Source organism: Pontixanthobacter aquaemixtae, from assembly GCF_009827395.1.
GTDB classification, from domain to species: domain Bacteria; phylum Pseudomonadota; class Alphaproteobacteria; order Sphingomonadales; family Sphingomonadaceae; genus Pontixanthobacter; species Pontixanthobacter aquaemixtae.
In genome coordinates, this window is record NZ_WTYX01000002.1 from 1,048,339 (window position 1) to 1,069,596 (window position 21,258).

Annotated in this window: 20 protein-coding genes; 14 read left to right on the top strand and 6 right to left on the bottom strand. The window is 58.7% G+C overall.

Annotated elements, in window-relative coordinates; all coding sequences use genetic code 11:
* Positions 1 to 18 precede the first annotated feature (18 nt).
* The 3 genes from GRI41_RS14085 (at position 19) to GRI41_RS14095 (ending at position 3,980) form a co-directional block, all read left to right on the top strand.
* Complete coding sequence (locus GRI41_RS14085; protein ID WP_160605772.1) at positions 19 to 966, top strand: C1 family peptidase; 948 nt, start codon at positions 19 to 21, stop codon at positions 964 to 966.
* Between the two features lie 82 nt (positions 967 to 1,048).
* Positions 1,049 to 1,606: an ECF-type sigma factor gene (locus GRI41_RS14090; protein WP_160605773.1), complete on the top strand. Its 558-nt coding sequence runs from the start codon at positions 1,049 to 1,051 to the stop codon at positions 1,604 to 1,606.
* A complete protein-coding gene (locus GRI41_RS14095) occupies positions 1,599 to 3,980 on the top strand; it encodes a serine/threonine-protein kinase (RefSeq protein ID WP_160605774.1) in 2,382 nt (793 codons plus the stop codon). Before GRI41_RS14090 ends, GRI41_RS14095 begins: the two co-directional genes overlap by 8 nt.
* Before the next feature lie 8 nt (positions 3,981 to 3,988).
* On the opposite strand, the gene GRI41_RS14100 is transcribed toward GRI41_RS14095, so the two are convergent.
* Positions 3,989 to 4,624, bottom strand: coding sequence for a glutathione S-transferase family protein (locus tag GRI41_RS14100; protein WP_160605775.1), 636 nt, complete (start codon positions 4,622 to 4,624; stop codon positions 3,989 to 3,991).
* Positions 4,625 to 4,716: 92 nt separating this feature from the next.
* Here GRI41_RS14100 and GRI41_RS14105 point away from each other — a divergent pair, with 92 nt between their 5' ends.
* The 4 genes from GRI41_RS14105 to GRI41_RS14120 all read left to right on the top strand — a co-directional run bounded on the left by GRI41_RS14105 (position 4,717) and on the right by GRI41_RS14120 (position 10,069).
* Positions 4,717 to 5,400, top strand: coding sequence for a glutathione S-transferase family protein (locus tag GRI41_RS14105; protein ID WP_160605776.1), 684 nt, complete (start codon positions 4,717 to 4,719; stop codon positions 5,398 to 5,400).
* Between the two features lie 163 nt (positions 5,401 to 5,563).
* A complete protein-coding gene (locus GRI41_RS14110) occupies positions 5,564 to 7,060 on the top strand; it encodes an NAD(P)/FAD-dependent oxidoreductase (RefSeq protein ID WP_160605777.1) in 1,497 nt (498 codons plus the stop codon).
* Positions 7,057 to 9,090 (top strand): FAD-dependent oxidoreductase, encoded by a 2,034-nt coding sequence (locus GRI41_RS14115; RefSeq protein ID WP_160605778.1) that lies wholly within the window; start codon positions 7,057 to 7,059, stop codon positions 9,088 to 9,090. The genes GRI41_RS14110 and GRI41_RS14115 overlap by 4 nt, the downstream gene beginning before the upstream one ends.
* A gap of 43 nt (positions 9,091 to 9,133) precedes the next feature.
* The gene (locus GRI41_RS14120) at positions 9,134 to 10,069 is read left to right on the top strand and encodes a polyprenyl synthetase family protein (protein ID WP_160605779.1); all 936 of its coding nucleotides are present in this window, start codon (positions 9,134 to 9,136) and stop codon (positions 10,067 to 10,069) included.
* A gap of 1 nt (position 10,070) precedes the next feature.
* Here the strand turns inward: GRI41_RS14120 and GRI41_RS14125 are convergent, their stop codons facing one another.
* A complete protein-coding gene (locus tag GRI41_RS14125) occupies positions 10,071 to 11,261 on the bottom strand; it encodes a hypothetical protein (protein WP_160605780.1) in 1,191 nt (396 codons plus the stop codon).
* A gap of 94 nt (positions 11,262 to 11,355) precedes the next feature.
* On the bottom strand, positions 11,356 to 12,621 hold the full coding sequence (locus GRI41_RS14130; protein WP_160605781.1) for an acetyl-CoA C-acetyltransferase: 1,266 nt from the start codon (positions 12,619 to 12,621) through the stop codon (positions 11,356 to 11,358).
* Positions 12,622 to 12,742: 121 nt separating this feature from the next.
* Between GRI41_RS14130 and GRI41_RS14135 the strand changes: the two genes are divergently transcribed.
* The 3 genes from GRI41_RS14135 to GRI41_RS14145 are packed head-to-tail and all read left to right on the top strand — an operon-like array spanning position 12,743 to position 15,813.
* Complete coding sequence (locus GRI41_RS14135; RefSeq protein WP_160605782.1) at positions 12,743 to 13,504, top strand: crotonase/enoyl-CoA hydratase family protein; 762 nt, start codon at positions 12,743 to 12,745, stop codon at positions 13,502 to 13,504.
* A 5-nt stretch (positions 13,505 to 13,509) separates the two neighbouring features.
* On the top strand, positions 13,510 to 14,658 hold the full coding sequence (locus GRI41_RS14140; RefSeq protein WP_160605783.1) for a CaiB/BaiF CoA transferase family protein: 1,149 nt from the start codon (positions 13,510 to 13,512) through the stop codon (positions 14,656 to 14,658).
* A gap of 12 nt (positions 14,659 to 14,670) precedes the next feature.
* Positions 14,671 to 15,813: an acyl-CoA dehydrogenase family protein gene (locus GRI41_RS14145; protein WP_160605784.1), complete on the top strand. Its 1,143-nt coding sequence runs from the start codon at positions 14,671 to 14,673 to the stop codon at positions 15,811 to 15,813.
* On the opposite strand, the gene GRI41_RS14150 is transcribed toward GRI41_RS14145, so the two are convergent.
* The gene (locus GRI41_RS14150; protein ID WP_160605785.1) at positions 15,810 to 16,685 is read right to left on the bottom strand and encodes an alpha/beta fold hydrolase; all 876 of its coding nucleotides are present in this window, start codon (positions 16,683 to 16,685) and stop codon (positions 15,810 to 15,812) included. The two genes, GRI41_RS14145 and GRI41_RS14150, sit on opposite strands and share 4 nt — an antisense overlap.
* Before the next feature lie 112 nt (positions 16,686 to 16,797).
* Between GRI41_RS14150 and GRI41_RS14155 the strand changes: the two genes are divergently transcribed.
* The gene (locus GRI41_RS14155; RefSeq protein ID WP_160605903.1) at positions 16,798 to 17,961 is read left to right on the top strand and encodes an acyl-CoA dehydrogenase family protein; all 1,164 of its coding nucleotides are present in this window, start codon (positions 16,798 to 16,800) and stop codon (positions 17,959 to 17,961) included.
* Positions 17,962 to 17,982: 21 nt separating this feature from the next.
* Complete coding sequence (locus tag GRI41_RS14160) at positions 17,983 to 18,765, top strand: FadR/GntR family transcriptional regulator (protein WP_160605786.1); 783 nt, start codon at positions 17,983 to 17,985, stop codon at positions 18,763 to 18,765.
* A 45-nt stretch (positions 18,766 to 18,810) separates the two neighbouring features.
* On the opposite strand, the gene ribB is transcribed toward GRI41_RS14160, so the two are convergent.
* Both ribB and GRI41_RS14170 read right to left on the bottom strand, forming a co-directional pair.
* Positions 18,811 to 20,091, bottom strand: coding sequence for a 3,4-dihydroxy-2-butanone-4-phosphate synthase (gene ribB, locus GRI41_RS14165; RefSeq protein WP_235901243.1), 1,281 nt, complete (start codon positions 20,089 to 20,091; stop codon positions 18,811 to 18,813).
* Positions 20,092 to 20,133: 42 nt separating this feature from the next.
* Positions 20,134 to 20,307 (bottom strand): hypothetical protein, encoded by a 174-nt coding sequence (locus tag GRI41_RS14170; protein WP_160605787.1) that lies wholly within the window; start codon positions 20,305 to 20,307, stop codon positions 20,134 to 20,136.
* 25 nt (positions 20,308 to 20,332) lie between these two features.
* On the opposite strand from GRI41_RS14170, the gene GRI41_RS14175 reads away from it, so the two are divergent.
* Together GRI41_RS14175 and GRI41_RS14180 are read left to right on the top strand one after the other, a co-directional pair.
* Entirely contained in the window at positions 20,333 to 20,980 is a 648-nt protein-coding gene (locus GRI41_RS14175) for a lytic transglycosylase domain-containing protein (protein ID WP_235901244.1), read from the top strand.
* A partial coding sequence (locus GRI41_RS14180) for a TrbC/VirB2 family protein (RefSeq protein WP_160605788.1) occupies positions 20,981 to 21,258 on the top strand: 278 nt, incomplete at its 3' end.

Consider the following 21,258-nt stretch of genomic DNA (forward strand, 5'->3'; position numbering starts at 1 on the left):
CCGCGAAGGAGACCGCGCATGTATGATTCAACCTATGAAGGTCATCCGCTCAACGGGTGCCTGTTCGAAGACAGCCCGGCACCCTCGCCGACTTTGGATGCGCCGGGCGGCTCGGCTTCGGGGGCTGGCATTCCCAAAATGATCGATCTGCGGCCCTATTGCACCGCGGTCGAGAACCAGCAGAAGACCAATAGCTGCGTTGCCAATGCGATTGTCGGTGCGGTCGAGTTGCTGCAGAAAAAGGCGGGGCAGAACGATCAGGATCTGTCGCGCCTTTTCCTTTACTACAACGCGCGCAAAGTCGGTGATCGCGAGACGAAGGACGAAGGCACCTATATCCACCACGGGATGGCAGCTTTGATGGCGCATGGTGTTTGCGAAGAACGCATGTGGCCGTTCCAGCAAGTCGCGGTCAATCAGGTCCCCACGCAGGCGTGCTACCAGAACGCGACGCATTATGAAGCAATCCAGTTTGCGCGGACCCCGGGCGGTTCGGCAATCGCGGCATTGGCGCAGGAATTGCCGGTGGCGTTCGGTATCGTGCTTCCGGGTGAATGCTATGCGGTGGCGGCGCAAACCGGGATCATTCCGCCACCCGAAGTGCTCCCCGTTACCAGCCCGCCCAGCGGTCATGCGATGCTGATCGTCGGTTACGATCTGGAAGAGAAATATTTCATTGTGCGCAATAGCTGGGGGCCGGGATACGGCAAGGATGGATACATTCTGATCCCGTTCGACGTGATGTTCAAATATGCCCATCCTGACCAGTTCTGGACGATAGGCGCTATCGAGCGTGCGCCCGGTTTGCGCCTGATGGGAATGGGCGTGGAAGAAGCCGCGGCAAGCTATGGCGCCCCTGTCCAACGGTCAGGCGCATTGGATGGTTTGAGCGGCCAGCTGCGCGGCGAATTGGAAGGTCGATTGGACAAGGCAAAATCGGACTTTGCCAGCCGTCTCAAGAGCTAACGTCAGGCAAAAACACGCAAATTGGCTTGTCTAGCCGCCGTGCCTTCTATAGCCCCATCCCTAAGAGGGGGACGGGACGTAGATGGCTGCCCACGTCGAAACACAATGGCTGATTTCCGATTGGCGCGAAGGCAATTTGTCTTCGCGGGACAAGCTGATCCAGCGGATATTGCCGGAACTTGAGCAAATTAGCGCAGCGCGGCTCCGCAATGAAAGTAAAAGTTCGTTATCTACCAATGACTTAATCAATGAGGCCATGCTCCGCATCATGGCCAACGAACCCGAGATCACCGATCGCGCGCATTTGCTCGCGCTGGTATCGCGCCTGATGCGCAACGTGCTGGTCGATCAGGCGCGGGCGCGCAACGCAGGCAAGCGCGAGCATTTCAAAGTCGAACTGCAACCCGATCAGGATGCCGGCCCGGCACGTGATCTGCATTTGCTCGATTCCGCGCTAATCAGGTTAGAGGCCATAGAGCCCGGCTTCGCGGAGATTGTCGAAATGCGCTATTTTGGCGGAATGACTATTGGCGATATTGCCGAGGTGACGGGCTGGTCCGAACCCACGGTGAAGCGGCGCTGGCAAGTTGCAAAGGCGTGGCTTGCCGATGCCTTGACGAAGCCGCTGCCAGATGGATGACGTAGCCCTAGAACGCAAAGCCCTGACGCTGTTCGAAGCGATGCTCGACATCGATGACAAAATACGCGAAAAATGGTTGACGGAGCAGACCGGATCCAACGTCAAACTGCGCCAGCGCGTCACCCAGATCTGGCGCGCTGACAAGGCAGCGACGATGCAAACCGGCGCTGCGGTGGATGCGGTCGAGCCGCTGCCGCCCCCGGATTCCATCGGCGCTTACAAGATTACCGGTACCATCGGATCGGGCGGGATGGGCACCGTCTACGCGGCCGAGCGCGACGAGGGTGATTTCGAACATGCCGTCGCGATCAAGCTGATCAAACCAGGCATATTGTCGGAACGGCTGGTCGCGCGCTTCAATCACGAACGGCAAATCCTCGCGCGGTTGAACCACCCGAATATCACACGCCTGTTCGATGGCGGAACCACCCGCGACGGTCAGCCCTATATTGTTATGGAGCGCGTTGACGGAACCGCGCTTCTGTCTTGGCTGGCTGCGGGAGAGCCCGATGAGGAAGCGCGTCTGCGCCTGTTGTTGCAGGTCTGCGATGCCGCCGCGCATGCCCACCGCAATCTTATCGTCCACCGCGATCTGACCCCGGCCAATGTGCTGGTCGATGCAGAGGGGCAGGCCAAGCTGATCGATTTCGGTATCGCCCGCCCTGATGGTGAAGAGGTCATCAGCGATTCCGCCAAGATTCCGCTGACCGCGATGACTTTGACGCCCGGCTATGCCGCGCCAGAGCGGCTGGCGGGCGATGCGTCGACGGTGCAAAGCGATATCTATTCGGTCGGCCATATGCTGGCAGAGATGATCGATGCACCCCGCGCGCCAGAGCTGGATGCGATTATCGCCAAGGCCACCGCCGACAATGCGGATGATCGATACCCCGCAATGGAGCGGTTGGCGGAGGATATCCGGCTTTACCTAGATGGTCGCCCGGTCGAGGCGATGCCCGGTTCCACATTCTATCGCGTGCAAAAATGGGGCCTGCGCAACACTGCGCTTGCCGGGGCGATCGGGGCGCTGGTTGTCGCCACGATCGCGGGCGCGGGGGCAACCGGTTGGTGGTGGTCGCAAGCCGCCGAAGCGCGCGATCAGGCAGAGGCCCGGTTTGACGAAGTACGCGGGATCGCCAATTTCATGCTGTTCGAATTGTATGACGAGCTTGAACCGGTTTCGGGCAATACCAAGGCGCTTTCGCACATTGCCGATGAATCGAAAGCCTATCTCGAAAGGCTGAGCGCGGGCGACAATCTTGATCCCGACCTGCGGTTGGAAATCGCCCGCGGATATCACCGGCTATCGACCGTGTCGGGCAATCCCGAAGGCGCCAATCTGGGCCGCCGCGAAGATGCGCGGCAATTCCTTGATCGGGCATTGGCCGATCTGGACGAACTGCATCGCGAAGAGCCCGGACGCGCCGATATTACCGAAGCTTTGGCGAGCGCGCTCTATTCGGAGGCAATTTTCAAATTCATTGCGGAAGACGACAATGAAGGATCAATCGCGCCTGCCGAACGATCGGCCAGCCTGTATAGCGCGCTGATCGACAAAGACCCGCAATCGGCCGATTACCGCTTTGCGTGGTATCGCTCGCGCTTGCAGGCGGCAAAGCCCTTCGTCTGGATCGACAAGGGGCCGGAAGGCGAAGCACGGATTCTCAAACTGATCGAAGAGCTCGAAGCGGATCGGGTTCTGGCCAAACAGAAAGAGGATTTCGAAATCGCTTTGGCCAGCCTCTATTCCGAGCTGGGCTATACAAGGTCATGGTTCCTCGAAGTCGGGAAAGAAGATTATGCCCGTTCGCTTCCACCGATGGACCGCGCCTTTGCAATCTATGACCGGCTGTTTCGCGAAGCTCCCGCCGGGAAGCGCGATGACAGGCGGCTGAATCTGATTGCGACATTGTTCAAGCGTTCATTGATCCACAGCGATATGGAGCAGCCGCAAAAAGCGCTGGCCGATCTTGAACTGGCAGAGCGCTACGCAAATTTCATCATCAATCGCGATCCCGATGACGAAGGGGCGAAATCACGTCTCGACACGCTGCATTCGCAAAAGCTGTTCGTGCTGCTCGATCTTGGCCGAAATGCAGAGGCAATTGCGCTGGCCCGGCAATCGCTGGCCAAGCGCGAGCAGGCACTGGCCAACGAGCCGGACAATCTTGGCTATCTGCGCGATGTTGCAACCGGTCAGCAGGGGCTTGCCGACACGCTCGATGAAGCGGGCCAAAGCGCTGCGGCCTGCGCCGCCAATCTGGCCGCGCTGGACATCTGGGAAGAGGTGGCGAAGCGGTCGGAGATATCGTCGGTTGACCGCGAAAACAGCCTTGTGCCTCTGGAAAAAGCCAAGGCCCGCTGCAGGTCCTAAGCGGTACGCTAAAGCTGGAAGGCGGGGCGCTGTTTCAGCCGCGCATGCCATTTGGCGACATTTGCATGCGTTTCGAGCGGGCGTTTCTTCACCACTTTGGCGAAATCGACAAACACATAGGCCGTGACATCTGCCACCGACAGCTGACCAGCCGCGACAAATTCATGATCGGCAAGATGCGCGTCAAACTTGTCGAGAAAATTGTCCACTTGCGCGAAACCGCGCACGGCCAATTCAGGAATCTGCGGGTAGTCATGTGGACCGGGCAGCGCTCGATCTTTCATTGCCGGGTTGGAGTTTCGCAGTGCACTGGCGACACCCATACCGAATTCCATTTCCACTTTCGCTTGCCATGTGGCGATGTCGGCCTTGTCGGTGGGTGAAACGCCCATCAGCGGCGGTTCGGGATAGGTCGCCTCCAGCCATGCGGCGATCCCCGCATTGTCGGTCAGCACGGTTCCGTCCTCCAGCTTCAGCGCCGGCACCGTGGCATTGGGATTGATCGCGCGAAAGGCCTCACCCATTTGTTCGGCGGTCCGCAGGTCAATCTCCACCACATCATGCGGCGCGTTCTTTTCCGCCAGAATAATCCGTGCGCGGCGCGGGCTGGGCGCGGTTTTGCAGTCGTAGAAAGTCAGCGTCATCGCGGTGCTCCGGGCCTTAATTTCGACATTGTAGGTGCCATATCGCACTGCTAGTTTTTGATGACAAGCATATCAACCGGAGCACGCCCAGCATGATCGATCTCTATACTTCGCCGACGCCGAACGGCCACAAGGCGTCATGCACATTGGAAGAATTGGGAGTGCCTTATGAAGCGCATCTGGTCGATCTGACCGCTGGTGACCAGAAAACAGAAGCGTTCCTGTCGATGAATCCCAATGGCCGGATTCCGGTGATTGTGGACCGCGACAATGATGGTCTGGCCGTCTTTGAATCGGGCGCGATCATGATCTATCTTGCGGATAAGACCGGCAAGCTTTTGCCGACTGAAAGCAAAGCGCGCGCGCGGGTGATGTCGTGGTTGATGTTTCAGATGGGCGGGATCGGCCCGATGATGGGGCAGGCCAATGTGTTCTTCCGCTATCTGCCCGAAAAGATTCCAACCGCGATCAGCCGATACCAGAATGAATCGCGCCGGCTGTTCGAAGTGCTCGACACTCGATTGGGCGAAAGCGAATGGCTGGGCGATGATTTCTCCATCGCTGACATCGCCAATTGGTGCTGGGTCCGGACCTATCGGTGGTCGGGTGTGTCACGCGATGGATTGGACAATCTGGACCGCTGGCTCGATGCGATGAAGCAGCGGCCGGCGATGCGCGCCGGAGTGCAAGTGCCGGTCGTCAGCGAGAGCCTGATCAAAGACGAGAAAGCCGCCAAGGAGTTTGCCAAAAGGGCCCGTGGCAACGTCCAGACCTGACAGGCGGCTGGGCGCTTTACTGTAAATTTTGCGCCCAAAACTTAATCTAGATCGTGATATCCCAATTAATCGGCAGATAGGCTGCTGAAATACTTGCAATCGTCACGCGTCCAAGTCAGCAGTGTAAGAAATTCCGGCACTCGCCGCCGGTTGGGGGCACCGGATGGGGACAAGCGGAAAATTCGATGTCATCGTGGCGGGCGGCGGCCCGTCAGGCGCGGCGATGGCATGGGCGCTGGCTAAACGGGGGATCAATGTCGCCGTCATCGAACGCAGCACTTTCCCGCGCGAGAAAGTGTGCGGTGATTTTGTCGAACCCGCCGGCTTGCGTATCATCGCACGGATGGGCTGCGGCGAGGCGTTGGGGCTGAGCGAGCGTCCGGCGATTGATCGCGTGCGGGCCTATTACGGGCCGCATATCGCCTACCAGAATGATGTCGCCTATTATGAAGGCGAAGCGGGCATGCCGCGGCACGGCCATATCGTTCCACGCGACCAGCTTGACCATGGCCTGTTGGAGAATGCCGCCAAGGCCGGCGCGCGCGTTTTCTATGGCACATCGGTCAAATCCGTCACTCGCGACGGCGAAATGGTAACGGTTGGGACAAAGACCAAGAATGGCTCCGGCGAACTGACCGCGCCGGTCGTGGTCGGTGCCGATGGCGTGCAATCCGTCGTCGCCAATGCCTTTGGTCTACGTCGCGATGACAAGCGCCATATCGGCGTGTCGCAGCGAGTCTATCTCGAAGGGGTCGAGATGGATGAGGACGAAGCCTGTATCTGGTTCGATGACGATCACTACCCCGGTTACGGCTGGGTATTCCCGACCGGCGGCGGGCGCGCCAATGCTGGGATGGGCATGCTCAGCGAGACATGCGAACGGTTCGATATTTCGGTCCAGCAATGTTTCCGCGAGAGTATGGACCGGCTCAAATACCGTCATCCCGGATGCGAGAAAGCGACCATGATGACCAAACCGCTGGGCGGTGCGGTGCATATGTATGGGGCGATAGAGCGCAATCATTTTGCCGGCGGTTTGCTGGTCGGCGATGCTGGGGCCTTTGTCGATCCGATGACAGCGGAAGGGATCACGCAGGGGATGGAATCCTCGATCATCGGATCGCGCACCATCGCCGATTGTCTTGAGCGGGGGCGCTTCGAAGAGGAAGATTTCGCCCGCTATGAGCATGATTTCCGCTCCTATTTCGATCACGGCATGCTCTATCTCAGCTTCTACGCCACAATGATGCGCAACCGCCATTTCGGCGATTTCTTCCTCAGCATGACCCGGCAAGGCTTCGAACGCGCGCAGCATGATCGCGAATTTGCCCGCGTATCGGGCACGGGCTTTGGCGGCTGCAATGTCCAGCCAGCGGCAATGGCGGCGCAGATATGGTCGGGCATTGCAGCGCATATTGCCGAAGGCGGGGCGGGCGCGATCCAGGACCTTGTGGCGGGGCGCGGAATGCCGCTGGACGGGTTCGTTGGTGATTGGAATTTGTGGCAATCGGCCTGGCGCGCATCTGTGCAAGACGACCGTGCCTGGCACATGTCATGGCTGTCAGACATTGTCCGCGCGGCAAGCAAGCTGGGGCCATCATTCACGCAGCGCGAGAACCCGCGGCTGAGGGGACCATTCGAGACGGGGGACGGTCTATGAAGACACCGGTGAAGAAAAAGGCAGCGCCGAAGAAAACAGCGGCGGCAAAAGCAAAACCGAAAGCGCAGTCGCGGCGTTCCCCGGCGGCCTCGATCGGCAAAGTTCCCAGCGGCAAAGGCAAGAGCGTGGCGATTGTCGGTGGGGGGATTTCCGGGCTGGCGGCGGCGGTAAAGCTGCAGAAAGCCGGATTCGATGTGACGGTGTTCGAAAAGAACGAACGGCTCGGCGGGAATATGTCATCGACATTGGTCAACGGTGTCGAGCACGATGTCTATCCGCATATGTTCCCGTCTTGGTACGTCAATTTCTGGGACCTGTTCGAGAATGAGCTGGGCCTTAGCCAGTCCGCCCATTTCGATCCGCGCCCGGGCGTCAAGATGTTCGCGCAAGGGGCGAGCGAATATGTCGATCTGCTCAATCCGACATCGCTGCACGCTATTGTCGAGAATTTGAAATCGGGCCTGATGTCGCCGGAGGAAATGCTGCTGACCGGCTATACCTCGCTCGACATTGCCGGCTATCCGATGGGCCGCGAGGGCTTTGGCCAGCTCGACAAGCTTGACGTCAACGGCTTCCTCTATTCGACCGGCTATGCGACCGAAGATGTCGCGCAGATGGTCAATTATATGTTGCAGGTGATCTGGTCGATCCAGAGCGAGCGGACGGCGGCGGTTACCTATCAGGACTTTATCCGGCACACGCTGACATTTCCCAATGACGCGCCGTTTGCGCATATGCTCAAGGGCAGTCTCAACGACAAAATCATCGAGCCGATCAAGCAATTGCTCGAACGCCATCGTGCGACGATCCGATGCGAAACAGAAGTTACCTCTGTTCGACTGGTCGATGACAAGCCGGTTCTGCGCTGGAAGCGCACCGGATCAAACGGGCGCGCGCAGAGCGGCGCATTCGATCAGGTAATCCTCGCAGCCCCGGCGCCGGTTCTCAACCAGCTGGTGTCCGCCGGTTCGCGCAGCGGCAGCGGAGACCGGCTGATCGACCGCGAGCCTTCGCTGGCGCAGTTGCGCCGCCTTGGCGGTGTTCCGATCCCGGTGATCGATCTTTATCTCAAGACCACGCTCCCCCACTTTCCGGCCGAGAATATCGGGTTGGCCGGCGCGCAGTATGGTCTTTCGGTTCTCGACATTTCGCAGCTCTGGCCTGCCCAGCAATTTGACGGGAAAACCGCGCTCGTCCTCGCGGCATCCGATGGCGAGGCACTGCCAGGCAAGACCACTCCCGAATGGGGCTGGGCAATGCTCGAGGAGCTCAAGAAATACTATCCCGCCATCGATATCGGCAGCGGCTGGGAAGACCCCGATTGCGATATCGACTGGGACAAGACCTTCGCCCGATCCAATGCCGACTTCGCGCTGTTTCTGAACCAGGTCGGTAGCTGGGATTTCCGCCCCGAAACATCCTATCCCGACACCTTGCCCGGCGTCTTCTTCGCCGGCGATCTATGCCGCAGCAATGTCGATATGGCGACAATCGAAGGCGCGGTGGAAAGTGGAGTTCTGGCGGCAAAGGCGACCCAGCAATTCGAAGCGGCCAAGCGCAGGGGAGACCCTCTGGGCAAGCCCATCGAAATCGTGAAGCACACCACTTTCAGCGATGCGGCGCTGCGCGGTGCCAAGCTGGCTTTGATGCCATTCGCCTATGCTGCGAAATTCTGTGTCGAAAGCAAGCGCGACAAACAGGGCCAAACGGGCCTGCAGGATCTGGGCAACGCCCTGCAGTCCGAACATAAGGTCCTGCTGCCGATGATCTATGTTCTGGACTGGTGGACCACCGCCTATTGGTTCTGGCGCAGCGTGCTGGAGCCGGACAATGACGGCAATTCGACCGCGGCTTCCAACCACGATGATGACAATTTCATTGGCCTGGGGACCGCGATCCTGATGGTTCTGGGTGAGTTCGCCAGCTACGCCACCGAAACATATTCGGACCGGGTTTTGGGCGGCGCGCGGCGGGCGAATACCGGGCCTTCGCCTTCACAAAAGACCCGGCGCTGGCGCCCGAAACGCTAAACTTCTGACCATTTAGAGGAATGCTGAGTTGAACAATTCAGGTTTGGATACAGTTACCGCGGGCATCGTGTCCGATCTCGGCTTTGTCGAAGAGATGGACCGCGTGCGGACATGGCTCAACACATGGATTGCGGGCACCGGCACCGATCTGAAGCCGCTGCTCGAATGGCAATTTGTCGAAGGGTCGAAATATTTCCGTCCGCTGACGATCTTCGGCTGCTACCGCGCGACGCATGGGGCGAAGGCGGACATCCCGGACACCATGATCCGTTCGGCCGCGGTGCTCGAAATGATGCACAATATGACGCTGATCGTGGATGATATTCTCGATCACTCTGACGAACGGCGCGGGATCCCCTCGCTCCACGCAAAATTCGGATCACTGCCCGCATTGATGGCGTCGGGCTTCATCGTTGCCGAAGGCTTCGATATGTCCGCCGATGACCCGCATGACATCCGAATGTTCGCCGATCTGGTGAAGCGGCTGGGCGTGGCCGAATGCGCGCAATGGCGCTTGCGCCGGCAGCCTTTGGGTGTCGCCGATTGGGAAGAAATCGCTGGCGAAGACACCGGATCGATGTTCGAAACCTGCGCCTGTCTGGCTACGCGCGATGACACGTTGCGCCGCTTCGGCCGGCTGATCGGCATGCTCTATCACGGCTGCGACGATGTTGGCGACGTGAAAGGGCTGGAGGGGCTTGGCGGTGGCGGCGAGGAAGATCTGCGCGACGGCATCCTCACCTTGCCCGCCTCACTCGCGATTCAAGACCGCGCGATCTGCGACATGTTCTGCAAAGCCGAACCGTCAGCCGCCGAACTCGATCAGATCAAACACGCAATGATCGCACAATTGCCCGCCGCCGACGCGCATCTCGACAAACTGGCCAAAGATGCGAAATGGCAGGCGCAGACCAAGACCAAAGAACCCAAGGTTCTGGAGGAACTGGTCGACTACACCCGCGAACTATCGCGGCGGTGAGTTAGTCCGGTGAAGGGGCCATCGCCCAGCGAGATGCGCGCACCAGATCGCCCATATTGACCTTTACCGAATTCTTGCTTGCACTGTTGAGGAAGCGGCGAAGTTCGCCTTTCAACTCGGGCCGGTATTGGATGTAGAAGTCGGCGTCTTCATCATTCTCGCTGATGAAGCGTTTGAGCGTTTCGCTGTTCATCGCAAATTCGGCGCGATTATTGCCAAAGAAGTCGGGGCTGACCGACGGGTTGGTGCGCAGCAGAACGTAGCTTCGGTCGCCCTCCACGGACTTCAATACAATCGAATCATAGTCCTTGTCGAAACTCGCTTCGATCTTTCCGTCGCGCGTGAAATAGACGTTGCCGCTTCCACTGAAAGCGCCGCCCGCACTCACGCGGAATTTTGCCACCGCTTTGCCGGAAGAAAGTGTCCGGTACGCTGTCACACTGGCATAGTCGCCCATCCGATAATTCAGGAAATAGGATTCCCACGGCCCGATCCATGGATCAATCGCGCTTTTTTCCGGCTCTCCAATTCCGGCCAGGCCTGCATCGCTCGTACCCGCAGGAGTGGAGCGCAATTGGCGCAGGGCCGCGACTTTCGCCAAAGCCGGGCCGAAGGTCGATGGATAGTAATAATCCTTTTTCTCTGCGCATCCTTGTTCGAACAGCGGGACCATGCTTTTGGCGGCGGCCAGAACCGGTTCTTGCTGGCTGGATTGCAGCGAAGCCTTTACGCGATCGGCGGCAATCTTGAGCTGGCCGGCGGAAACCGGGCTGTTCGATTTTCCGATGCAATCATCGGGTGACATCGGAATAAGGCTGGCGGCGATGACCGACGCTGCGCTCATCTGCTTGACGAAATCGATCTGTTTCCATGCATCGGATGCTTCGTCGCGGCTCTTGCATCCTTCGAACAGGACGCGCCCTTCTTCCCAGATCTCTTCTGGCTTGAACTGGTCGCCAAGAATTCTTGCAAGCGGGGATTTGAGCTCGCCAATCATCGCGTCTGCGTAACGCGTTTCTGCCTGATCGAGCACCGCACAGGATTCGTTCATGCCAAGCGACCGCTGGGCCGCGGTGAACTTCACAAATGCATCGCGCACTTGCGCCTCGGTTTGCGCCGCCGCGTTGCTTGCAGGCAAAGTGGCAAAAACCGCCGCCGCACTGATCGCGACCGCACCTCTGGTGAAAATCATAAAAGCTCCGCCGAGGTCAACCTGCCGCAAAAGCAGATTGACCGTAAGTAATTGGATTTAGTGCGGATTGTATCAGTCGGTCAGAGGCCGCCTGTCAAACGAAATCTTCCACCCGTTCGATGATCACTGCCGGCGCCATGCCGCCCGCAGCGCACATGGTGACAAGGCCGTAGCGACCGCCGGTTGCTTCCAATTCGTCGAGCACGGTTCCGATCAGGATCGAACCGGTTGCGCCAATCGGATGGCCAAGAGCGATCGAGCCGCCATTGACGTTCACATTATCCCAGCTGAGGCCAAGATCGGTGACGAATTTATGCGCGACCACTGCGAAAGCTTCGTTGATTTCCCAAAGATCGATATCGTCTTTGGTCAGGCCCGCTTTCTCAAGAACTTTTTTCGCAGCCGGCACGGGCGCGTTGAGCATCAAGGTCGGATCATCGCCCATATTGGCGGTCGCGACGATGCGCGCACGGGGTTTGAGGCCGTTTTTCCTGGCATAATCTTCTGAAGTGACCAGTACACCCGCCGCGCCGTCAACCACGCCCGAGCTGTTGCCCGCATGGTGGAAGTGCTTGATTTCCAGATCGGGGTATTTCTGGTTAACCAGACCGGCAAAGGTCGTACCATTGGCGTCGAGCGGAACATTGGCGATTTTGGCGAAAGCGGGCTCCAATTCGGCCAGCCCTTCGCGCGTGGTTTGCGGGCGCGGATATTCGTCCTTGTCGAGGATCACATTGCCTTCATCATCGAGCACCGGAACTACGCTCTTGTCGAATTTGCCCGCTTTGATCGCGGCATCGGCACGCTGTTGGCTGCGATAGCCGACTTCGTCCAGCTCTTCGCGGGTATACCCTTCGAGGCTGGCAATGGCATCGCCGCAAATCCCCTGATGCGATTGCGGATGCACCTTGGCCAGGCGTTCATTGTAGCTGCCCATCATCGGCGGCTTGAGCCCGGCGCCCATTTTTTCTTTTGTCATTTCGGCGGTCAGGCTCATCATTTCTGTTCCGCCCGCGACGACGCAATCTTCCATGCCGCTCATCACTTGTGCCGCGGCGAAATTGACCGAAGTGATCCCGCCACCGCAAAAGCGGTCGAGCGTGGTGCCGCTGGATGTGATGTCATAGCCCGCATCGAGCGCGGCCATCCGGCCCAGATCGCCCGCTTGCTTGCCGTCTTGTGTAGAGACCGACCAGATCACATCATCGACTGTCGACGTGTCCAGATTGTTGCGATCCTTGATCGCTTTCATCACCGTGGCGGCGAGATGCTGCGGATGCTCGTTCGCGAGCGAACCCTTGCCTACTTTGCCGATGCCGCGCGGGGTGCGGACTGCGTCGATGATATAGGCTTCTGCCATGATTGGGGTTCCTCTGCTTTAGCGAAATAGCGTGGTGACAAGTTAGTTCACCTAGTTATATATGTCAGCATAAAGGCGGCGGCAAGTGGTCGCGGCCAGATAGATAGCGGAGAGTAGAGTTATGACCGACGAAGTCCTTACCCAGGAACAGGACGGGATTCTGATTATCACGATCAACCGTCCCGAGGCGAAGAACGCGATGACCAAGGCCGCGTCGGAAGCCATTGCGGCGGCGTTGGATCACCTCGATGCATCTGACGATCTGCGTGTGGGGATTCTGACCGGCGCGGGCGGTACTTTTTGTTCGGGTATGGATTTGAAAGGCTTTTTGAAAGGCGAAAGCCCATCGGTTCCCGGTCGGGGATTTGGCGGCTTGACAGAAAAAGGCCCGGTCAAACCCCTTATCGCGGCGGTAGAGGGATATGCCCTTGCCGGCGGGATGGAATTGATGATCGCCTGCGACATGATCGTGGCGAATGATAAATCGAAATTTGGCATACCCGAAGCCAAGCGCGGCCTTGCTGCTGCGGCTGGCGGTTTGATGAAGCTGCCCGATCTGATCTCTCCCAAAGTTGCAATGGAGCTGGCGCTTACCGGTGATTTTATCGACGCGGCGCGCGCTTATGATCTGGGCCTGCTCAACCGCGTCACCGATGGCCCGGCGCTGGATGCGGCGATCGAACTGGCCAACGCCATCACCGCGAATGGTCCGCTGGCGGTGAAAGTATCCAAACAGATTGTGGTGGAATCGCGCGGATGGGCGCTCGACAAGCGGTATGAGGAGCAAGCGAAACTGCTCCCGCAGGTCTTCATGTCCGAAGATGCACGCGAAGGCTCGCTTGCCTTTGCCGAGAAGCGTGCGCCGAATTGGAAGGGTAAGTAAGAATTATGGCCGGTCCACTCGAAGGAATCCGTATTGTCGAATTCGCGGGGATCGGCCCCGGCCCATTCTGCGGGATGATGCTGGCCGATCACGGTGCGGAGGTTATCCGCATCGACCGTGCATCGGGCAGCCGAGGCGGCACCACGCCGCTCAGCACCAAGGATGTGCTGGCGCGCGGGCGAAAGTCGATCGCGATCAACCTGAAAAGCGAAGAAGGTGTCGCGTTGGCGCGCAAGCTCTGCGCGAGCGCTGATGGCATAATCGAAGGCTTCCGCCCGGGTGTGATGGAGCGGCTGGGCCTTGGCCCGGAAGAGTTGCTCGAGGACAATCCCAAGTTGGTCTATGGCCGGATGACGGGTTGGGGCCAGACCGGCCCCTATTCGCAAGCGGCCGGTCACGACATCAACTATATCGCGCTTGCCGGTGCGCTTGCGCATTTCGGGCGCAAGGGAGAAAAGCCGACGCCGCCGATCAATATGGTCGGCGATTTTGGCGGTGGCGGGATGATGCTGGCATTCGGTATGTCCTCCGCGCTGCTCAATGTTGCGCGCGGCGGCGAAGGCCAGGTCATCGATTGCGCGATGACCGATGGCACAGCGGCGCTGATGGGTATGATCCACGGCATGAAGAATATGGGCGTCTGGTCGGAAGAATTGGGCGCAAATATGCTCGATACGGCCGCGCATTATTATGACACATACGAAACCTCTGATGGCAAATTCGTCTCGATCGGCAGCATCGAACCGCAATTCTACGCCGAGCTTCGCCGGCTAGCCGGTCTGGAAGAGGACGCGGCCTTTGATGCGCAGCAAGATCGCGCGGCGTGGCCTGATCTGAAAGCCAAGCTGGAGGCGTTGTTCAAAGGCAAAACGCAGGCCGAATGGAACGCGATCATGGAGCATACCGATGTGTGTTACGCGCCCGTTCTGACCATGAGCGAGGCTGTGGTGCATCCGCACAACGTCGCGCGCGAAACCTTTGTCGAGATTGCCGGCGATATGCAGCCCGCGCCCGCCCCGCGTTACAGCGGCACAAAGACAGAGACACCCGCACCGGCTCCGCTGCCCGGCGATGACAGCGACGAAATCCTCGGCTCGCTCGATATGGATGCCGCCGAAATCGCCGCGCTGCGTGATGCAGGCACGGTGGCGTAAGGGACGATAGCAATGCTCGATACAACCAACCGCTTCGCCTATAATGAAGACCACGAGATGTTTCGCGACACGGTGCGCAAAGTGTTTGCGCAGCATCTGGAGCCGCATCTCGAACAGCACGAGAAAGACGGCATCGTCCCGCGCGAGGTCTGGAAAGCGGTTGGCGAGGCGGGCCTACTTTGCCCCACAGTCAAGGAAGAGAATGGCGGGCTCGGCCTCGATTTCGGCTTCAACTGCGTTTTGTGCGAGGAACTATCCTACATCGGCTCTGCCGCTGGCTTCACGCTGCAAAGCGATATCACTGCCAATTATTTTGAACGGCTTGGGTCGGACGAACAGCGGGCGAAATATCTTCCCGGGATGGTCAGCGGCGATATCATCACCGCCATTGCAATGACCGAACCGGGCGCGGGCAGCGACTTGCAAGGAATCCGCACCACCGCGGTCGAAGATGGCAATCATCTGGTGATCAACGGGTCCAAAACCTACATCACCAATGGCCAGAATGCCGACTGCGTGATTGTTGTCGCCAAGACCGATCCGACGCTGGGTGCCAAAGGTACATCGCTGGTGCTGGTCGATGCCGATACGCCGGGTTTCGAGCGCGGCCGCAATCTCGACAAGATCGGGCAACATTCCGCCGATACGTCGGAATTGTTTTTCAACGATTGCCGCGTGCCCAAGACCAATATTCTGGGACAGGAAGGACGCGGTTTCATCCATTTGATGGAGGAATTGCCGCAGGAACGGTTGGGCATTGCGGTGGGTGCGCAGGCTTCTGCGCAGCGGGCCTTTGACGAGGCAGTGAATTTCACCAAAGACCGCAAAGCCTTTGGCCAGACCGTGTTCGAATTCCAGAATACCAAATTCACGCTCGCCGATCTGAAGGCCAAGCTGCAGGTCGGCTGGGCGCATCTCGATTGGGCAATTTCGCGTCACCTCAATGGCGAACTGACCACCGACGAAGCAAGCGCCGCGAAACTTTGGCACACCGATTTGCAATGGGAAGCCTGCGATGCCGCGCTGCAATTGCATGGCGGCGCGGGCTATATGAACGAATATCTGATCGCACGGCTATGGCGCGATGCACGCGTAACGCGGATCTTCGGCGGCACCAACGAGATTATGAAAGAAGTAATCTCGCGGAGTATCTAGACGATAAACCCCTTCACTTCTTCGACGAAATCGTCGAACCGGTCGTGATGCACCCAATGGCCTGCCCGGTCATAGGCGGATACGCTGACATTTTCGCCGAAGTGTTTGATGCGGCCGTCTTTCTCCGGATTGCTGGCCCAGCTGTCATTGCCGTAAATCATCAGCGTCGGGCAGGTGATCCGGGCCCATAGCTCTTCGACTTGCTCAAGCGTCGTGTCATCAGGCGGCCAGGCGTGGAGGTGCGGGTCAAATTTCCAGCTCCAGGTTCCATCCTCGTTGCGGATCGCGCCGTTGCGGGTCAGATGCTCTGCCTGTGTGCGGCTGAGATAGGTGTTCGCCTCGTGCATCCGGTCGAGCGCATCTTCGAAGCTTTCGTAGCGCTTGGGAGTCCGCGCCGAAGAATCGCGTTTCTTGTCGATCCATTGCTTGCGATGATCGAACCATGGCGTTTTGGCCATTTCTTCCTGCATTGCAGGGCTGGGGCCGAGGCCTTCGATGCTAACCAGCTTGCGGACATTTTCGGGATAGAGCCCGGTGTAACGTGTCGCGACATTCCCGCCGAGCGAGTGGGCGACAATCGTAACCGGCGCCAGTTCGAGCTGATGCACGAGCTGCGCAAAGTCATAGACATAGGCGGTCATCGGATAATAGCCGGTATTGGTCCACTCGCTATCGCCATGACCGCGCAGGTCAGGACAAATCACGTGCCAGTCATGGCGCAATTCCTCCGCCACCCAATCCCAGCTGCGGCAGTGATCGCGCCCGCCATGCTGCAAGATCAGCGGCGGCGCACCATGATTGCCCCAATCGGCATAATGCAGCCGCGTGCGTTGGGAGATGAAGCTTTGCGATGTTGGTCCGATTAATTCCATGGCGAGTCTTTGGTGCGGTTTGGATGATTTCGCAAGCGTTGCACTTATCTAACTAAGTGATACAAGAGAGCGATATTGCAAACATATAATCAACCAGATGAGAGATGCCGCTATGCCCGCAATCAATGTACCGCAGCCGGAATTCATGGAAGACGAAGAAATCGCCATCTTCGCCGATGCCGTGGGCAAATTCTATGAACAGAAAGCGCCCGAGAAACGCGTGCTCAAATGGCGCGAGGATGGCCAGGTGGAACGCGAATTCTGGAACGAAGCGGGCGAGGCCGGATTGCTGGGCGTTTCGGTGCCCGAAGAATATGGCGGCCATGGCGGCGATTTCAGGCACGATCTTGTGGTGATTGACCAGCAGGCGAAAAAGGGCGTCGAAGGCTTCGCCGCCAGCCTGCACAACACCATCATCCTTCCCTATCTGGTGCGTCACGGAACCGAGGAGCAGAAGAAGAAATATCTGCCCAAACTGGTCACCGGTGAACTGGTCAGCGCGATCGCTATGACCGAACCGGGCGTCGGGTCAGACTTGCAGAGCATTACCACTACAGCGGTCAAGGACGGAAATGGCTACCGGCTCAACGGTGCCAAGACCTATATTTCCAGCGGCCAGCTTGCTGATTTCATCGTCGTGGTTGCCAAGACCGACCCGAACGAGAAAGCCAAGGGCATCTCTTTGATGCTGCTGGAAACCGAAGGTGCCGAAGGGTTCCAGCGCGGCAAAAAGCTCGACAAGATCGGGCAGGACGCGGCGGACACATCGGAATTGTTTTTTGATGATGTGTTCATCCCCGGCGACAATGTGCTTGGCGGAGTTGAGGGGAAGGGCTTCTACCAGCTGATGGGCGAACTGCCGCAAGAACGCCTGATTATCGCTGTCGGCGCGATGACAGGCATTGAAAAGGCGCTCGAGGTTACGCTCGAATATGTGAAGGAACGCAAGGCATTCGGCCAGACAATCTGGGATTTCCAGAACACGCAGTTCGTTCTGGCCGATCTCGCAGCGCGCGGAACCGCGGCACGGATTTTCGTCAATGATTGTATCGCCAAACATATCAAGGGCGAACTCGATGTGGCGACCGCCTGCATGGCCAAATATTGGGTGACCGAACTGCAAAGCGAAGTGGTCGACAAGTGCCTGCAGTTCCACGGCGGGGCAGGCTATATCAACGATTACCCGATTGCGCGGATGTATCGCGATACGCGTATCGCGCGGATCTTTGGCGGATCGAACGAAGTGATGAAAATGGTCATCGCGCGTTCGCTATAGGGGTGTGATCAGGAGAATTTGGTGAGTGATTTGGACACATCGGATGGAGCGCTTCCGGGCGCGGAAGCAGTCGTGCGCGTGCCCAAAACCGCCGAGCTGGTCGCCAATTCGATCCGCCGCCGGATAATCCAGGGCGAGCTGTCCGAAGGCGATACTTTGCCGCCCGAGGCGCAGCTGATGGAGCAGTTCGGCATTTCGCGGCCGAGCCTGCGCGAAGCATTCCGCATTCTCGAGACCGAACGGCTGATCGAGGTCAAGCGCGGCTCTCGTTCAGGCGCGCGGGTCAGCTTGCCCAAGGTTGAAAGCGTTTCGCGCTATGCCAGCTATTTTCTGCAAGCGAGTGAAGTCAAAGTCAGCGATATTTACGAAGCGCGGCTGGCTCTCGAACCCTATGTCGTGCGCGCCCTGTCAGACCGGCCATCAGCGCCGGCGGTGGCAAGATTGCGGGCAGAAGTGTCGAAGCTTGCGGCCTTTTCCGATGATAATCAGGAACGCGAATATATGATCGCGTCGGCCCATTTCCACAGCGTGCTGATGGAAGTGGGCGGCAATGCCACGCTGTATTTCCTGACGCGCGTGCTCGAAGATGTGATCGCGCAATATCAAAAGCGGCACGTGACCGCGGCGGCCGACGTGGCCCAGCGCAAACGCAACCGCGAAGCAGGCGTAAAGTCGATCACCAAATTGATCGATTTGATCGAAGCGGGCGATGCCGATGCAGCCGAGGCGCATTGGCGGCTGCATCTGACCAATACGAGCAAGACATGGGGCAGCGATAAGACGCTGCGCGAAGTGCTGGCTTAACCCGCTGGCCTAGCCCGCTGGCTTAACCCGGCAGCCCGACCAGACCTATTGCGGGATGGGTTCGCGCCCGACCACGCTCAGCCCATACCCCTCCAGCCCCACAACGGTGCGATCGCTATTGGTCATCAATACCATCTCAGTCACACCGCGATCGACCAGGATCTGTGCGCCGATGCCGTAATCGCGCAGTTCCCCTTCACCGGGAGGGTGGCGGCCAATCTCGGCCTGCAGTTTTTCCGGGCGGTCGGGCATAATCAGCACGATCAGCCCCGCACCTTTGTCCCCAATCGCGGCCATAGAGCGTTGCAACTGACGTTTCTTGGGGCCGGTCTGCCCGAAGACATCGTCAAAGATAGAGATCGCATGCATCCGCACCAATGTCGGCGTGTCGGGATCGATATTGCCTTTCTGCAGGACAACATGCGTCGCGCCGGAAACCTTGCTGCGATAGGTCATGGCGCGCCAATCGCCGCCATAATCCGATTGCAGCTGGCTCTCGCTGACCAGTTCGACCAGATGATCGTTGCGTAGGCGGTAAGCGATCAGATCGCGAATCGTGCCCATTTTCAAATCGTGCTTGCGCGCAAAAGTGATCAGATCATCGAGGCGTGACATTGTCCCGTCTTCATTCATGATCTCGCAAATCACGCCCGACGGATTGAGCCCTGCCAATCGCGAAATATCGACCGCGGCTTCTGTATGGCCTGCGCGCACCAATACCCCGCCATCGCGCGCGACCAGCGGGAACACATGGCCTGGCGCAACAATGTCATCGGGGCCTTTGCCCGCATCGATCGCAACCGAAACGGTGCGAGCGCGATCAGCCGCGGAAATGCCCGTGGTCACGCCTTCTTTCGCCTCGATCGAAACGGTGAAAGCGGTTTGCATGCTTTCCTGATTGTTGCGCGTCATCGGTTCGAGGCCGAGATGTTCAACCCGCTTGCGATCGAGCGACAGGCAAATCAGCCCTTTGCCATGCGTGGCCATGAAATTGATCGCCGCGGGAGTGGCCATTTGTGCGGGGATGACCAGATCGCCTTCATTCTCGCGGTCTTCATCATCGACCAGCACGAACATCCGTCCGTTGCGCGCCTCATCGATAATCTCTTCGATACTGGCGAGCACCGGACGGTCATCATTGGCTTTGAGAAACGTCTCGAGCTTGCCCAGCGTATCGGCGGTGGGATTCCAGCTCTGTTCGGTGCAATCGCGCAGCGAATTGGCGTGAAGACCGGCGGCGCGGGCTATCCCTGCGCGGGTCATTTTGCCCGCATCAACCAACGTGCGGATGCGGTCCTGAACGGATTGGGATGTTTGATCTGTCATACGAGTCGGATAGCACAGCAATGTGATTTTGCAACACCTGAATCACATTATAATGTGAGTAATGGCGGTTTTGTTGGCGGGAATCGGGAAATCGAGCAGCAATTTTCCAGATTTGACCACATCAATGTGATCTTTGCGGCCTGTTCGCGTTGCTTCATCGGCTGCGATTCTTCGGGTGATTTCCGACTTAGCCACAGGCGGCTGGCTTGCTGTCATCGCCGGGTCCTGTAGTGTGTTTCGCATGCGAATTTTGGGTCAGGTGATTCTCCGGGCAGTGGCGCTGTTTTCAGCGCTTTTCGGCCTGTCGGTCACCGCCGTTCCCGCCTTCGCAGATGTCATGGAAATCGGAGACGATGGCGCGCGCTGGATCGCGGGTGGCCCGCAAATCACTTCGCCTGACATTTCCTTTGAACACGCTCCGCCAGCGCAATTGTCTGCCGATTTTGCCGTTCCTCCCGAAGCCATCATGGATGCGGCCTATCAAGCCGGGCTGATACCGGCACAATATGTCGCCAAAGTTTATGAATTGTCGGAGCGGTTCGACTTGAGCCCCGCGCTGATCGAGGCAGTCGTGTGGCAGGAAAGCCGCTGGCGCGCGAACGCAGTGTCGCCCGTGGGCGCGCGCGGGCTTGCGCAATTGATGCCCGGCACCGCGCGCGAACTTGGCGTGAACCCCAATGATCCCTTCGCCAATCTGGAAGGCGGCGCGCGCTATCTGCGCCAACAGCTCGACCGGTTTGGCGGTGATCTGGAGAAAGCGCTGGCGGCCTACAATGCCGGCCCGGGCCGCGTCATCCGCGCGGGCGGCATCCCCCGCATTCGCGAAACCCAGAACTATGTCGCTGCCATCATGGGCAGACTGTCCAACCATTCCCGGAGAACCCAGTAAATGCATCTAATGTCTCGTCTCGCCGTTTTGGCCGCTGCGTTTTCGCCTACTGCCGCGCTGGCGCAGCAAGCCGCCGATCCGCAGGGATCGGGGCCAATCGTCAATGCGCTGGCATGGCTGCAAGGTACGCTGCTCGGCAATGTGGCGACAGCCATCGCGGTTATGGCGGTTGCGGCCATCGGCTTTATGATGCTGACCGGGCGGATGAACTGGCGCTTTGGCGCGACCGTGATTATCGGGCTGTTTATCCTGTTCGGCGCGAGCACAATCGTCGCCGG